The 15,281-nt window shown below is 67.9% G+C and carries 12 protein-coding genes; 10 read left to right on the forward strand and 2 right to left on the reverse strand.

Annotation, left to right across the window (positions count from 1 at the left end):
• Positions 1-4: 4 nt before the first annotated feature.
• The 7 genes from G9C85_RS00575 to G9C85_RS00610 all read left to right on the forward strand — a co-directional run bounded on the left by G9C85_RS00575 (position 5) and on the right by G9C85_RS00610 (position 8,205).
• Positions 5-274 carry an NADH-quinone oxidoreductase subunit J gene (locus tag G9C85_RS00575; RefSeq protein ID WP_166036228.1) on the forward strand — a complete coding sequence of 90 codons (270 nt, stop codon included), beginning with the start codon at positions 5-7 and terminating at the stop codon, positions 272-274.
• Positions 271-873: a hypothetical protein gene (locus G9C85_RS19325; protein WP_240148763.1), complete on the forward strand. Its 603-nt coding sequence runs from the start codon at positions 271-273 to the stop codon at positions 871-873. Before G9C85_RS00575 ends, G9C85_RS19325 begins: the two co-directional genes overlap by 4 nt.
• Positions 873-1,178: an NADH-quinone oxidoreductase subunit NuoK gene (gene nuoK / locus G9C85_RS00590; RefSeq protein ID WP_166036229.1), complete on the forward strand. Its 306-nt coding sequence runs from the start codon at positions 873-875 to the stop codon at positions 1,176-1,178. The genes G9C85_RS19325 and nuoK overlap by 1 nt, the downstream gene beginning before the upstream one ends.
• A gap of 1 nt (position 1,179) precedes the next feature.
• Positions 1,180-3,297 carry an NADH-quinone oxidoreductase subunit L gene (gene nuoL / locus G9C85_RS00595; protein WP_166036230.1) on the forward strand — a complete coding sequence of 706 codons (2,118 nt, stop codon included), beginning with the start codon at positions 1,180-1,182 and terminating at the stop codon, positions 3,295-3,297.
• On the forward strand, positions 3,298-4,845 hold the full coding sequence (locus tag G9C85_RS00600) for a NuoM family protein (RefSeq protein WP_166036231.1): 1,548 nt from the start codon (positions 3,298-3,300) through the stop codon (positions 4,843-4,845).
• On the forward strand, positions 4,845-6,572 hold the full coding sequence (locus G9C85_RS00605) for an NADH-quinone oxidoreductase subunit N (protein ID WP_166036232.1): 1,728 nt from the start codon (positions 4,845-4,847) through the stop codon (positions 6,570-6,572). Before G9C85_RS00600 ends, G9C85_RS00605 begins: the two co-directional genes overlap by 1 nt.
• A 109-nt stretch (positions 6,573-6,681) precedes the next feature.
• Positions 6,682-8,205 carry a DHH family phosphoesterase gene (locus G9C85_RS00610; RefSeq protein WP_166036233.1) on the forward strand — a complete coding sequence of 508 codons (1,524 nt, stop codon included), beginning with the start codon at positions 6,682-6,684 and terminating at the stop codon, positions 8,203-8,205.
• Between the two features lie 68 nt (positions 8,206-8,273).
• Here the strand turns inward: G9C85_RS00610 and G9C85_RS00615 are convergent, their stop codons facing one another.
• Entirely contained in the window at positions 8,274-10,061 is a 1,788-nt protein-coding gene (locus G9C85_RS00615) for a right-handed parallel beta-helix repeat-containing protein (RefSeq protein ID WP_166036234.1), read from the reverse strand.
• A 347-nt stretch (positions 10,062-10,408) separates the two neighbouring features.
• A complete protein-coding gene (locus tag G9C85_RS00620) occupies positions 10,409-12,172 on the reverse strand; it encodes a right-handed parallel beta-helix repeat-containing protein (protein WP_166036235.1) in 1,764 nt (587 codons plus the stop codon).
• Between the two features lie 266 nt (positions 12,173-12,438).
• Between G9C85_RS00620 and G9C85_RS00625 the strand changes: the two genes are divergently transcribed.
• The 3 genes from G9C85_RS00625 to G9C85_RS00635 all read left to right on the forward strand — a co-directional run bounded on the left by G9C85_RS00625 (position 12,439) and on the right by G9C85_RS00635 (position 15,263).
• Entirely contained in the window at positions 12,439-13,242 is an 804-nt protein-coding gene (locus G9C85_RS00625; protein WP_166036236.1) for a CBS domain-containing protein, read from the forward strand.
• A 102-nt stretch (positions 13,243-13,344) separates the two neighbouring features.
• A complete protein-coding gene (locus G9C85_RS00630; RefSeq protein WP_166036237.1) occupies positions 13,345-14,496 on the forward strand; it encodes an ABC transporter ATP-binding protein in 1,152 nt (383 codons plus the stop codon).
• The gene (locus G9C85_RS00635; RefSeq protein WP_166036238.1) at positions 14,493-15,263 is read left to right on the forward strand and encodes an ABC transporter permease; all 771 of its coding nucleotides are present in this window, start codon (positions 14,493-14,495) and stop codon (positions 15,261-15,263) included. The genes G9C85_RS00630 and G9C85_RS00635 overlap by 4 nt, the downstream gene beginning before the upstream one ends.
• Positions 15,264-15,281 lie beyond the last annotated feature (18 nt).

Here is a 15,281-nt window from a genome sequence, read left to right on the forward strand (position 1 = left end):
AACAATGGTATCAGCAGAACTCATCGCGTTCGCGCTGTTCGCCCTCGTGACACTGGGGGCGGCGGCCGGGGTGGTCCTCGTCGAGGACGTGTGGCACGCCGCACTCTTCACGGGGATTTCCCTCCTCAGCGTCGCGGTTCACTTCGTGATGCTGCAGGCGGAATTCCTCGCAGCGATGCAGATCCTCGTCTACGTCGGCGGGGTTCTCATCCTCATCACGTTCGCCGTGATGCTGACGCGCGAAAGCGACGACGAAGGGGTGGTACAGACATGACGACGAGACCGGAGTTACGCGGTGACACGGGCTCGCTACTGCCGGCGGTGGCGGCAGTCGGCCTGTTCGTGGTGATGGCGGCGGTGTTCCTCGGCGCACCCGTCGGGGACGCTGCTGGCTTCCCGCAGAACGTCGAGGTGGCGAACGAGTCCCTCGGCGAGTCGTCGTCCATCACGAACGCGTCCGTCGGCGAGACGAACGAGACGACGATCGCGTCGGTCAACCAGTCCGGCGAGGTCGTGAACACGACGCTCGCCGACCAGACGGGCGTGAACGCGTCGATCGTAACTGCTGGCGGGCAGACGTACGGTGTCGTGACCGAGTCCGTGAGCGTGACGGAGACGATCGGGTACGCGATGTTCGGACTGACCGACCAGCTCCCGGTCGACCTCCAGAGCGAGAGCTTCCTCGCGGTGTTCGAGATCATCGCGCTCGTGCTCGTCGCCGCGCTCGTCGGCGCGGTGATGCTCGCGCGGCGCGAGGAGCCCGGGACCGTCGTCGCGCTGTTCGCGTCCACGGAGGACGCCAGCGCGAGCGGTGCGGTGGCGGCCGACGGCGGGTCCGAGGACGGCGAGGCGTTCGACGGAGGTGACGCCTGATGGCGGTACCCGCGGGGTACTACCTCGTGCTCTCGGCCGGCCTGTTCTGCATCGGCCTGGCGGGCATCCTCACGCGGAAGAACGCCCTGATGTTCCTCATGAGCGTCGAGCTCATGCTGAACGCGGCGAACATCAACTTCGTCGCGTTCAGCCTGTACTGGGGGAACCTCACCGGGCAGACGTTCGCACTGTTCACGATGGCGCTGGCGGCCGCGGAGGTCGCCATCGGTATCGGCATCATCCTCGTCCTCTACCGGAACTTCGGGGACGTGGACGTGACCGATGCAACGGGGATGAGGTGGTAAGATGGTAGGTACGACACCATTGGCGTTCGAGTTCGCGCCGGCTATCGCGGCGCTCCCGTTCGTATCGTTCCTGATCGCACTCGCATTCGGCGACCGGATGCCCAAGGGCGGTGCGCTCGCGGGCATCCTCGCGACCGCCGGGTCGCTGCTGGCGTCCATCTGGGTGTTCGTCACGGTCTCCGGTGGCAGCGCGTACGTGCACGACATCCACACGTGGACGGTCCTGGACGCGGGTGGCGTCCTCGGCGACCTGAACTTGCACTTCGGGTTGCTGCTCGACCCGCTCTCGGCGATGATGCTCGTCATCGTGAGCCTCATCGCGTTGCTCGTGCACGTGTTCAGTCTCGGGTACATGAACGACGAGGGCGAGACGGGCCTGCCGCGGTACTATGCCGGCCTGGGCCTGTTCACGTTCTCGATGCTCGCGTTCGTCATGGCGGACAACCTCCTCATGGCGTTCATGTTCTTCGAGCTCGTCGGCCTCTGTTCGTTCCTCCTCATCGGGTTCTGGTTCCGGGAGGACGCGCCGCCGAGTGCGGCGAAGAAGGCGTTCCTCGTGACGCGGTTCGGGGACTACTTCTTCCTCGTCGGCGTGGTCGGCATCATCGCGACGTTCGGCACGAGCCGGTTCGCGGTCGCGAGCGACTCGGGGGCGGCGGCGTTCCCCGTCGTCGCGGCGAAGGTCCTCGGCGTGACCGAGGGCTCGGCGGCCGCGGTACTGCCTGGCGGGATGGACCCCCAGCTGTGGTTCACGATCCTCGGACTCCTCGTCCTCGGTGGCGTGGTCGGGAAGTCCGCGCAGTTCCCGCTGCACACGTGGCTGCCCGACGCGATGGAGGGTCCGACGCCGGTCTCCGCGCTCATCCACGCGGCGACGATGGTCGCAGCCGGTGTGTACCTCGTCGCTCGAATGTACGGCTTCTACCTGCTCTCCCCGACGGCGCTCGGCATCATCGCGCTCGTCGGCGGGTTCACGGCGCTGTTCGCGGCGTCGATGGGCGTCGTGAAGAAGGAGATCAAGCAGGTGCTCGCGTACTCCACCATCTCCCAGTACGGGTATATGATGCTCGCACTCGGTGCGGGTGGGTACGTCGCGGCGACCTTCCACCTCATGACTCACGCGTTCTTCAAGGCGCTGCTGTTCCTCGGCGCCGGGTCGGTCATCATCGCGATGCACCACAACGAGAACATGTGGGACATGGGCGGCCTGAAGGACAAGATGCCAGTCACGTACTGGACGTTCCTCGCCGGTTCGCTCGCGCTCGCCGGCATCGTCCCGTTCTCGGGGTTCTGGTCGAAGGACGAGGTGCTCTACGAGGCGCTCGTCCACGGGCTCGGGACCGCGGGCACGCAGGGGACGCTCCTGCTCGTCGCGTACGGGTTCGGGCTGCTCGCCGTGTTCTTCACGGGCTTCTACACGTTCCGGATGGTGTTCCTCACCTTCCACGGCGAACCCCGGACTGACACGGCGAAGAATCCCCACGGCGTTCGCTGGAACGTCAAGGGTCCGCTCGTGGTGCTCGGGACGCTCGCGGCCGTCGCCGGCTTCGTGAACATGGTGCCGGTGAAGAAGCTGCTCGGTGGCGCGGAGATCGACTTCCTCCACAAGTGGCTCGTCGGCCCCGACTCGCTCGCGTCCCAGACGTCGGTCTACCACTACGCGGACGCCGACGACAGTCTCCTGCACGAGGGCGCGCACTACACGTCGGGCGTCCTCGCCGGCGGCGAGATCGGGACCGTCCTGATTTCCGCGGCCGTCTCGCTCGGTCTCGCGCTCGCCGGGTCGCTGCTCGCGTACCGGCTGTACGCGGTCGACGACCCCGTCGAGCACACGGACAAGCTGGGCGGTGCGAAGGACGTCCTCTTCAACAACTACTACCAGGACGAGTTCCAGGTGTTCCTGGCCGAGCGCGTCACGATGCCGCTCGCGAAGGCCGCGGACACGTTCGACCAGGGCGTCATCGACGGCGCCGTCAACGGCACGTCGAGCGTGAGCCTGTTCTCCGGGCGTCGCATCCGGCGCGTTCAGACGGGCGTGGTGACGAACTACGCCCTCCTCTTGACGCTCGGGTTCCTGGTACTGCTCGTGACCATGGCGGTCGCGGGGGGGTGGTTCTAGATGATAGACGGCACAATCGAAGCGCTCATCGCGGTGACGCTGGTCGCATCGTTCGCCGTGCTCGTCGCTCCCGACCGGTACGCCGCGAAGCTGGCGACAGCGCTCTCGCTGTTGCCGCTCGCCGGCAGTCTGGTGATGTGGAGCGGGTTCGAGCCGGCCGGGAACGCCCTGGTGGACGGCGAGTCCGCCATCGGGTACATGAGTCAAGTGCAGTGGATTGACCTCGGCGGCATCAGCCTGCAGTGGTTCGTCGGTGTCGACGGCGTCGCGATGCCGCTGGTCGTCCTGACGACGGTGCTCACGACGCTCGCGCTCGTGAGCGCGTGGACGCCGATCGACGAGCGCCAGAGTCAGTTCTACGGCCTGGTGCTGTTCCTCGAGGCGTCGCTGCTCGGCGTCTTCACCGCGCTCGACTTCTTCGTCTGGTTCGTCTTCTGGGAGGCCGTCCTCGTCCCGATGTACCTGCTCATCGGGGTCTGGGGTGGCCCGCGCCGGAAGTACGCCGCGATCAAGATGTTCGTGTACACGAACGTGGCGAGCCTCGTGCTGTTCATCGGGTTCGTGGCGCTCGTGTTCGGGCTCGGTGACAGCGTCTCGACGTTCGGCCTGCCGGAGATCACGCAGGCGCTGCGTGCGGGGGTCGCCCCCGACGGCCTGCCGGGCGTCGGCGCGGGCGACCTGAAGCTGTTCGCGTTCCTCGCGATGTTCGTCGGGTTCGCGGTGAAGGTACCCGTCGTGCCCGTCCACACGTGGCTGCCGGACGCGCACGTCGAGGCGCCGACGCCGGTGTCGGTGCTGCTCGCGGGCGTCCTCCTGAAGATGGGGACGTACGCGCTCCTGCGGTTCAACTTCACGATGCTGCCGGACATCGCGAGCGACCTCGCGGTCCCCATCGCCGTGTTCGCGGTGGTGTCGGTCATCTATGGCGCGATGCTCGCGCTCGCACAGACCGACCTGAAGCGCATCGTCGCGTACTCCTCGGTGAGTTCGATGGGGTACGTCATCCTCGGACTCGTCGCGTACACCACGATCGGCGTGAGCGGCGCGACGTTCCAGATGATCTCGCACGGCCTCATCTCGGGCCTGATGTTCATGGCGGTCGGCGTCATCTACAACGTCACGCACACGCGGATGGTCTCGGACATGTCCGGGATGGCCGACAGGATGCCCGTGACCGTCGGCATCTTCGTCGCCGGCGCGTTCGGGTACATGGGCCTCCCGCTCATGAGCGGGTTCGCCGCGGAGTTCTTCGTGTTCGTCGGGTCGTTCCAGTCGACGGTGCTGCCGTCGGCGCCGGTGTTCACGGCCGCGGCGATGTTCGGTATCGTCATTGTCGCCGGCTACCTGCTGCTGGCGATGCAGAAGACGCTGTTCGGCGAGTTCCGGCTGGACACGGAGTACGACGTGAACCGGGCGGCGTTCCACGACGTCGCACCCCTGTTCGTCCTGCTCCTGCTGGTCATCACGCTCGGCGTGTTCCCGGACCTGTTCATGGAGATGATCGAACGAGCGATCGAGCCGGTCGCTGACGTCGGAGGTGGTGCCTGATGAGTAGTCACGTCTCGCTGTTCGCACTCGGACCGGCGCTGTACCTCGCAGCCGCCGGCCTGCTCGTGCTCGTCCTCGACTCGATCGGGAAGCGGACGCGAGTTCCGTTCGCGGTCGGGTCGATCGCGTTCGGCGTTCTCGCCGCTGGCGTCGCGGCGTACGCCGCGTTCACTGGCGGAACGCCGCTCGGTATCGGCGTCGGCGCGCACGCGTTCGCCGCGGTGAGTGCGTTCGTGGTCGCGTTCCTCGTCTTGCTCGTCGATCCGACGGGGTCGAACCGGACGCTCGTCGCGTCCGTCGCGGTCACGGGTGCGCTCGCGTCGTTCGCGAACGCCATGTACTACCTGGCGTTCCTCGCTGTCGACGACAGCGCGGGCCCGGCGTACCTCTTCGGTGGGAGCGACACGACCCAGATGACGGCGCAGCTCGTCGTCGACGAGATGAGCCTCATCTTCATGGCGATCGCGGCGAGCGTCACGGCGCTCGTGGCGCTCGCGTCCTACGACTACCTCCGCGATCACGCGTACCAGGCGGAGTACTACGCGCTCGTCCTCCTCGCGGCGACGGGGATGAGCCTGATGGCGGCCGCGAACTCGCTCGCGGCCGTGTTCGTCGCGATGGAGCTCGCGAGCCTGCCGTCGTTCGCGCTCGTTGCCATCCTCAAGAAGAACCGGGGGAGCGTCGAGGCGGGTCTGAAGTACTTCCTCATCGGCGCGCTCTCCTCGTCGTTCTTCGCGTACGGGATCAGTCTCGTGTACGCGGTCACGGGGTCGCTCCAGTTGGTCGCCGTCGGCGACGCGCTCGCTGGCGGCACCGACCTCGTCGGGATGCTCGGCCTCGGCGTCCTCATGCTCGTCGGTGGGTTCGCGTACAAGACCGCGTCGGTGCCGTTCCACTTCTGGGCGCCCGAAGCGTACGAGGGCGCACCCGCACCGATCAGTGCGTTCCTGTCCTCGGCGTCGAAGGCCGCCGGGTTCGTCATCGCAATCCGCGTGTTCACGACGTCGTTCATGGCGCCCGAAGTGCTCGCGACCGTCGACTGGGTGCTCGCGTTCCAGGTGCTCGCGGTCGTGACGATGACGCTCGGGAACTTCGCGGCGGCGACCCAGGAGAACGTCAAGCGCATGCTCGCGTACTCCTCGATCGGGCACGCCGGCTACGTCCTCATCGGGCTGGCGTCCCTCGGCGGCGTCGCGTCCCAGGGCGACACCGTCCTGGGTGCGAGCATCATGCACCTGTTCGTGTACGGGTTCATGAACACGGGCGCGTTCCTGTTCATTGCACTCGTCGAGTACTGGGACGTCGGTCGGACGTTCGAGGACTACAACGGCCTCGGTCGGAAGGCACCGGTCGCGTGTGCCGCGATGACCGTGTTCCTGTTCTCGCTCGCGGGCCTCCCGGTCGGGGCGGGCTTCCTCTCGAAGTACGTCCTGTTCTTCGGCGCGGTCAGCGCCGGATTCTGGTGGCTCGCGGCGGTCGGCGCGCTGAACAGTGCACTCAGCCTGTACTACTACACGCGCGTCGTGAAGGCGATGTGGCTCGAGGACCCGGCCGACGATCTGGAGTTGCAGGGGCGGCCGACGGGACTGTACGCCGCGGTCGTCGCGGCGGCGGTCGTCACCGTCCTCTTGCTCCCCGGATTCTTCCCCATCGCCGAGACCGCGATCGAGGCGGCGAACGGCCTGCTCCCGAACGCGGGCGACACGACGACCGCGTTCTTCGGGTAGCCGCCGGTCGCTTTTCGGACGCGTTCTCGCGCGGTTCTTTGACGCGGACGGACACGCGGGTTCTCGCGCAGGTCGGAGGGTTTTAGCCTGCCGAGTCGATAACTCGAGTATGGTTTCGCGGGTGGTTCTCGGGTGTGGCGCCGTCGGCCAGCGACTCGTCGGTCGGCTCGGCGAGCGCGACGGCGTCGACGCGGTGGTCTGCGAGAGCGAGAGCCACGTGGAGACGCTCCGCTCGGAGAACGTGACCGCGACGATCGGGGACCCGACGGACCCGACGGTGCTCGCCGAGCTTCCCGCGGCGACGACGGTCATGGTTGCGACGGACGACTCGGCGAGGAATCTCGCGGTGGTACGTGCGGCACGACAGCGGTACGGGGACGCGTTCGTACTGGCGTACGCGGGCGACGACGGCGGGGACGACTCGAGGGACGCCGGGGGGTCCGCCGCTGGCGACGGCGTGCGCGAGGCGCTCGAGGCGGCGGCGGACGTGGTCGTGGATCCGACTGCGGTCGTCGTCGACTCGGTCACCGAGCAGGTCGTCGGGGACCGCGCGGAGGACACGCGCCGTCTCCGGCAGACGCTCCGGGAGGTCGACGGCGAACTGGCGGTCGTGATGCACGACAACCCGGACCCGGACGCGATCGCGAGTGCGGTGGCGCTGGCGACGCTCGCGAACGCACTCGGGACGCCGGCACGACCGTGTTATTACGGGGATATCAGTCATCAGGAGAACCGCGCGATGGTGAATCTGCTGGACCTGGATCTCGAGAACCTCGACGTGGACGCGGACGTCCGCGAGCGCTTCGGTGGGTTCGCGCTCGTCGACCACTCGCGGCCGGGCGTGAACGACCAGCTCCCGGAGGACCTCGAGGTGGACGTCGTCGTCGATCATCATCCGCCGCGTGGTGGGGTGCCGGCGCGGTACGCTGACCTCCGGGCGGACGTCGGCGCGACGAGCACGCTCGTCCTCGATCACCTCCACCGGTACGGTATCGTGCCGTCGGCGACGGTGTCGACGGCACTCATGTACGGCATCCAGGTGGACACCCACGACTTCTCGCGGGAGGTGTCGACGCTGGACTTCGAGGCGGCGGCGTCGATCCTGCCGTCGGTCGACGGCCCGCTCCTGGAGAAGGTGGAGTCGCCGAGCGTGAGCGCGGACACGATGGACACGCTCGCGTCCGCGATCGAGGACCGGACCGTGCGCGGGAGCGTGCTCGTGTCGTTCGCGGGGGAGATCAACGACCGGGACGCGCTCCCGCAGGCTGCGGACAGGCTCCTGACGATGGAGGGCATCACGACCGTGCTCGTCTACGGCGTCCTCGAGAACGACGTCGTGATGTCGGCGCGAGCGCGCGGCGTGGACGTCGACCTCGGGGAGACGCTCCGGATCGCGTTCGACCACATCGGGAGTGCGGGCGGGCACGCGGACATGGCGGGCGCGCAGGTCCCGATCACGGACGCGTTCGGGGCGTTCGAGTCCGACGACGAGCGACTCGCGGCGGTCCGGGACGTCGTCACGGAGGCGTTCTTCGAGGCGCTCCACGCTCGGCCGACGACGGGCGGCCAAGTCGAAGGGCGGGAGACGTCCGCGGGGTTCGGGTTCGAGCGCGTGCTCGACGTGAACGACTGACCACCGTCGCCCGCGTCCACGTCACCGCCTGGACTCGAGACCGGGATTTCGGAGGTCGAACCTCCCGTCTACGAACCGGTCGCGGACGCCATCGCATACGTCGACTCTCTCGCGGTCAGGGGCGCCATCGCGACGGCGTCGGCCCCAGCGACTCCACCGACCGCATTCGCGACGGCGTTGGCCCCAGCGACTCCTCCGGGCGCCATCGTGACTCGTTCGTCGTCGGTCGTGGTCTCGTTCTCACTCGCGGACTGGTTCTCGGTTGCGTAGTTGCCCGTCTCGGCGAGCACGGCGACGAACCCGTCGACGCGGTCGAGTGACGCGCTGACGGTGTTCCGGGTTGCGTTGACGTCGACGTCACCGGCGGTCGTCCAGTTCGCGGCGTCGGCGTCGTACCGGTACACGTCGAGGTCGTCCTCGCTGGCGTTGAACCTCTCGAGCGACGCGTCGTCGTACTGGAGGGTCACCTGCAACGTGGTGTTCGCCGCGAACGTCGTGACGTTCAGGTCCACGCCGACGGAGTACGTCTTCCACGGGAACGACGGCGTCTCGATCGCGCGACCGACGCCGACGTCGCTCCCGGCGAACGACACCGTGCCGGCGTCGGTGGTCGCGTTCAGGACCGTCGTCGACGAGCCGTCGAACCCGGCGCAGATCCAGTCCGCGGCGTCGCTCGTCCTGGCGTCGACGATCGTGTTGTTGCGAGCGTCCACCGCGACGATCGCCGCCGACGCGTTCGCCTGGAATGGATAGAACTGCTCCGTAGTCGGCCCGGTGTCCGAGAGGTCGTTCCCCGTGGCGACGTTGCCGTCGGCGCCGACGAACGCGAGCGCGGCGGCGGTACTGTTCCGGATCACGTTGTCCGCCACGGCGTTCGACCGGGCGGTCGTCGCGGTCTCGGCCTCGGGTTGCACGCCGAGGTCGGCGGCGCTCGCGTCGGCGTCGGTGACGTTCACGGCGTCGGCGACGTTCGTCGCGTTCGACCGGAACCCCTCCAGGACGACGCCGTACCGGTTGTCCCAGACCGAGTTCGCCGCGATCGTCGAGTTCTGGACGCCGAACGCGTAGATGCCGAACGCGTTCCGGAACGCGGTGTTGTTCGCGATCGTGGCGTTGCTCGACGAGAACACCGCCGCGCCGAAGGCGCCGTTGTCCTTCAGTTCGTTGCCGACGACAACGTCGTTCGTCGTCCGGTTCCCGGCGCGAGCGTCGACGACGACGCCGAGAGCGAGATTCCGGGAGGCGTTCGACTCCTGGACCGTGACGTCGTTCGCGTCGTCGAGGACGATGCCGCCCCCGTTCTCGAACGCGTGGACGCCCGAGACGTTGGCGTCCGTGACGTTCTCGGCGAGCACGCCGTGGCTCCAGTTCGTCACCGTGACGTGATGGATCGTGACGTTCTCGACGCGTTCGTTCGACCGGACGGTGACGCCGACGCCGACGCGGTCCTGCGACGATGGTCCGTCGATCGTCTCGCCGATCCCAGCGTGCGAGAGGTTCCCCGCGACGGCGTGTCTGTCCCCGTCGAAGTGGACGTCGCTCGACCGAATGTCGATGCAGACGCCCGCGGTGCTGTCCTCGACGTCCGCCGTCAGGACGTACTCGCCGGGTTCGTCGATGACGGTGCACGAGTCGATCTGGACGGGCTGGTGGGTCGACGCACGCTCGTCGCTCCGACTCTCGTCGGTCGCGTTCTCGTCGGTTGCGCTCTCGCCGCTCGCGCTCCCGTCGGTCGCGCTCACGTCGGACACGGTCGCGGGAACCAACCCGACGAAGGGCGCGAGGAGGACCCCCGCCCACAGCGCGAGGGCGATCCCGACCGTCGCGACGAGAACCATCGTGCTTCTATTTGGCATACGTACCAACGGTTGATGACCGGGCTTCTAAGGCTGGTTACGGGGTGGCGAGCGTGACGGTGGCTTTGAGACCGATAACCGGCACGTTGTCCTCGAATCGGAACGAATCGCATACAGTTGGCGTTGGATAATTACCGATGCACGCAGAGACAACCGTCGAGCGACGGTCCGCGACCGAAGCGACGCGACTCGGCGACGCGACCTTGTCGACGCGACTCGGTGACGCGACTCTTCGAAGATCAGCAACGCGACGCGGCCGACGCCCGGACAGGGAGACGGTTCCTCGCCCCCCTCGAACGTGACGGGTAAGGAGGGGGACGACGGCGACGGCCGAAGCAACCCCTACGTCACGGATTCCATGACCCCGGACGTGGTGACGGCGCCGCGACCGCTGGCTCGGTCGCGAGCCCGGAGTTCGGTACGACGGCGTCGGGTCCAGAGGCGACACCGATTGCGGGAGCGAGACTCGCGCCCGCAGTCCTGGCGGCCCTCTCGGGACCCGTCTCGTTCTCAGTCCCGGCCTCCGTCGTGCTCGCGTTCGTGGTCTCGTTCCCGGTTTCTGTCGTGGTGCCGTTCGCCGTCTCGTTTCCGCCGGCGGTCTCGTTCTCGTAATCGCCCTTCTCGGCGAGTAGAACGACGAGCCCCTCGACACCGTCGAGCGAGGCGGCGACCGTGTTCAGGTTCGGGTTGACCTCGACGTCACCGGCGACGACTGTCCAGTTCGCGGCGTCGGCGTCGTACCGGGACACGTCGAGGTCGTCCTCGCTCGCCGCGAACGCGTCGAGCGAGGCGTCGTCGTACTGGAAGGCCACCTGGAGCGAGGTGTTCTCTCCGAACGTCGTGACGTTCAGGTCCACGCCCACCGAGTAATTGTTCCGGGGGAACGGCGGCGTCTCGACGGCTCGACCGACGCCGACGTCGCTCCCGGAGAACGACACCGGTCCGGCGTCGGTCGTCGCGTTCAGGACCGCCGTCGACGACCCGTTGAACCCCGCGTAGATCCAGTCCGCGGCGTCGCTCGCCCTTGCGTCGACGATCGTGTTGTTGCGGGCATCCTCCGCGACGACCGCCGCCGACGCGTTCGTCCGGAACGGATAGTACTGGCCGTCGGCCGGGCCGGTGTCCGAGAGGTCGTTGCCGAGGGCGACGTTGTCGTCTGCAGCGACGAACGCGAGCGCGGCGGCGGTGCTGTTCCGCACGACGTTGTTCACGAGGACGTTCGACCGAGCGTTCGTCGCGTTCACGGCCTCGGGTTGCACGCCGAGGTCGGCGGCGCTCGCGTCGGCGGCGCTTGCGTCGGCGTCGGTGCCGTTCGCGTCGGCGACGTTCGTCGCGTTCGACCGGAACCCCTCCAGGACGACGCCGTACCGGTTGTCCCAGACCGAGTTCGCCGCGATCGTCGAGTTCTGGACGCCGAACGCGTAGATGCCGAACGCGTTCCGGAACGCGGTGTTGTCTGCGATCGTGGCGTTGCTCGACGTGAACATCGCCGCGCCGAACACGCCGTTGTCCTTCAGTTCGTTGCCGACGATCGCGTTGTTCGCCGTTCGGTTCCCCGAGCGGGCGTCGACGATGACGCCGAGGATGAGGTTCCGGGAGGCGTTCGACTCATGGACCGTGACGTCGTTCGCGTCGTCGAGGACGATGCCGCCGCCGTTCTCGAACGCGTGGACGCCCGAGACGTTGGCGCTCGTGACGTTCTCGGCGAGCAGTCCGTGATTCCAGTTCGTCACCGTGACGTGGTGGACGGTGACGTTCTCGACGCGTTCGTTCGACCGGACGGTGACGCCGACCCCGACGCGCGTCCGCGGCGGTGGTCCGGTAATGGTCTCGTTGATGGCTTCCCGCGAGAGGTTGCCAGAGACGGTGTGTCTGTCCCCGTCGAAGTGGACGTCGCTCGACCGGATGTCGATGCAGACGCCCGCTGTGCTGTCCTCGATGTCAGATGTCAGGACGTACTCGCCGGGTTCGTCGATGACGGTACACGAGTCGATTCGGACCGGCTGGTTCGCCGCGTCAGACGCGGCGACCGTCGCCGGGAGGACGCCGACGGCCGGGGCGAGGAGGACCCCGACCGTGACGACCAGGGCCACTGCGTGTCGTGGTAGCATGCACCAGTGTGGTCGGCGACCGAGCCTCTAAGCGTGGTTACGGAATGGCGAGCGAGACCGTCGGTTCGACCTCGATACCCTCCGCATAGCGGCAGAGCGGAGCGAATCTGTCCTCCGTTGCCGTTGGATAAACACGTCCGATGCCAGATGCAACGGTCGCGCGGCGGGACGAAACTCCGGCGAGCGACCCTTGGCGAGTCCGGAACCGACCGCGCTCCCCGACGGGACAGGGAGACTTTTCCTCGCCCACCTCGAACGTGGCGGGTATGGATGGGGACGACGGCGACGGCCGAAGCAAGCCCTACGTCAAGGACTACATGACCCAGGACGTGGTGACGGTGTCGCCCGACGAGACCGTCGGCGAGGTCGCGGCGATGATCGCGAAGAGCGAGGAACATAGCGGGTTCCCGGTGTGCGAGCGCCGTCGCGTCGAGGGGTTCGTGTCCGCGAGAGATCTCCTGCTGGCGGACGACGACGAGCCGATCTTCAAGGTGATGACGACGGATCTCATCGTCGCGCACCCGGAGATGAAGGTGACGGACGCCGCCAGGGTCATCCTCAGGTCGGGCATCCAGAAGCTCCCCGTGGTGGACGACGCGGGGAACCTCGTGGGCATCATCTCGAACGCGGACGTCATCCGCAGTCAGATAGAGCGGGCGACGCCGGAGAAGGTCGGGAAGCTCCGGCGGACCCTGGAGAACATCCACGGCGTGAGTCTCGACCAGGAGCGTCACAAGGTCGACCTCGACGGGTTGACGCCGACGCAAACGAAGGTGTACGCGGACGAACTCGAGGGGCGGCGCTACGAGCTAGAGCGCGGGCTGGCGGAGCCGCTCGTCGTCATCGACAACGGCGGCGACATGCTGCTCGCGGACGGCCACCATCGCGTGATGGCCGCGGACAGACTCGGGATGGAGTCCATGGACGCGTACGTGATCGTCATCGCGGACCCGATCGAACTCGGGATGGCGAAGACCGCCGAACGGGAGGGGCTGGAATCGCTCGCGGACGTGAACGTCGTCGACTACGCGCGGCACCCGCTCGTCGAGACGACCAAGCGCCTGCAGTAGCGAACGTCCAGTCGTCCGGAACCGACGCCCGTTTCCTGTCAGTATTCGCCACTCTCTCGATCGAAGGGAAAGTTTAGGCTTCGTCGGACCCTTCGTTCAGTCGTGCAATCGAGTCCTTCAGGCGACGCCCGCGACGGTCGCGGAGGCACTGACGGTGACGGGGACGCCAGTGCCGGCCGCGTCGACGCCGTCGGCCGTGACGGCTCGCCCGACGAGAGCGAGGTCGCGGTCCGGGCCGACGGTCTCCGGAAGGCCTTCGGCGACCCGGACGCCGACGGCGTGCTCGCGGTCGACGACGTCTCGTTCGCGGTCGCGAGCGGCGAGATCGTCGGCGTCCTCGGCCCGAACGGCGCCGGGAAGACGACGACGATCAAGATGCTGCTCGGTCTCGTCACGCCGACCGCGGGGTCCGCGACCGTCGCGGGCGTCGACGTCGCCACCGACGAGCGAGCGGTCTACGAGCACGTCGGCGCGATGCTCGAGGGCGCGCGGAACGTCTACTGGCGGCTGAGCGTCCGCGAGAACCTCCGGTTCTTCGCGGCGATCGGCGGCGCGGACCCGAGCGACGTCCGGGAACGGCACGACGAACTGCTTTCGACACTCGGCATCGCCGAGAAGGCGGACGTCCCGGTCCGCGAACTCTCGCGCGGCCAGAAGCAGAAGGTCGCGCTCGCGTGCACGCTCGCCCGCGGCGCGGACGTCCTCTTCCTCGACGAGCCGACGCTCGGCCTCGACGTCGAGAGCTCGCTCTCCCTCCAGCGGGAACTGACGCGTCTCGCGCGCGAGGACGACGTCACGGTCGTGCTGTCGAGTCACGACATGGACGTCGTCGAGCGCGTCAGCGACCGCGTCGTCATCCTCGCGAACGGTCGCGTCGCCGCCGACGAGCGCGTCGACGACCTCGTGTCGGTGTTCGCCACGCAAGCCTACCGGCTGCGAGCGTCGAACGAACCGGGGTTGCGCGACGCCGTCGCGGCCGCCGGCACCGTCGAATCGTGGACCGTCCACGACGGCCTCGCGCGCTTCGAGGTCGTCGTCCCCGACCAGGACGCGTTCTACGACCTCGTCGACGCCGTCCGCGAGACCGGAGCGACCCTGGATTCGTTCGAGTCCGTCGACCCCGACCTCGAGGACGTCTTCGTCGAACTCACGAGCGACGACGACGCGACAGCGATGGATTCGGACGACGGCAACGACACGGGAAGGGAACGGTCACCGCCGGAGCCCGCGACGGACGGTGGTGAGGAGTCGTGAGCTACCGCGTCCTCTTCGGTGCGCTCGCGCGCAAGCGTCTGGTCATCCTGAAGGAGTACCCCGTGAACACGCTGACGCAACTCGCCGTCACGTACCTGTTCTTCGCCGGGATCTTCTTGGGCGGGAAGGCCGTCGCCGGCCCCGCCATCACGGACAGCCTCCCCGGCATCATCGTCGGGTTCTTCGTGTGGACGATGGCGATAACGGCGTTCGCGGGCGCGGCGCGCTCGATCATGCAGGAGGCCCAGTGGGGGACGCTCGAACAGCTGTACATGTCGCCGTACGGGTTCGAGCGCGTGATGGCCGTCAACGCCCTCGTCCGCCTGCTGGAGTCGTTCGCGTGGGGCGCGGCCATCCTCGCCGCGATGCTCGCGACGACGGGCGAGGTGCTGACCCTCGACGTGCTCACCGTCGTCCCGCTCGTCGTCCTCACGGTCGCGAGCGCGCTCGGCGTCGGGTTCGTGTTCGCGGGGCTCGCGCTCGTCTACAAGCGCATCGACAACCTCTTCGGACTCCTCAACTTCGGCCTGCTGTTCCTCGTCGCGGCCCCCGTCGACGAGTACCCCGCGCTCGCCGCGCTCCCGCTCTCGCAGGGCAGTGCGCTCCTCCAGCGCGCGATGACCGACGGCGTCGCCATCTGGAACCTCCCCGCCGTCGACCTCGCCGTCCTCGTCGCGACCGCCGTCGGCTACGTCCTCGCGGGCGTCGTCGCGTTCAGGGTCGCCGAAGCACGCGCGCGCCGCGACGGACTGCTCGGGCAGTACTGACGACGACGGCGTCCTCCG

The organism is Halorubellus sp. JP-L1 (assembly GCF_011440375.1).
Taxonomy (GTDB): domain Archaea; phylum Halobacteriota; class Halobacteria; order Halobacteriales; family Natrialbaceae; genus Halorubellus.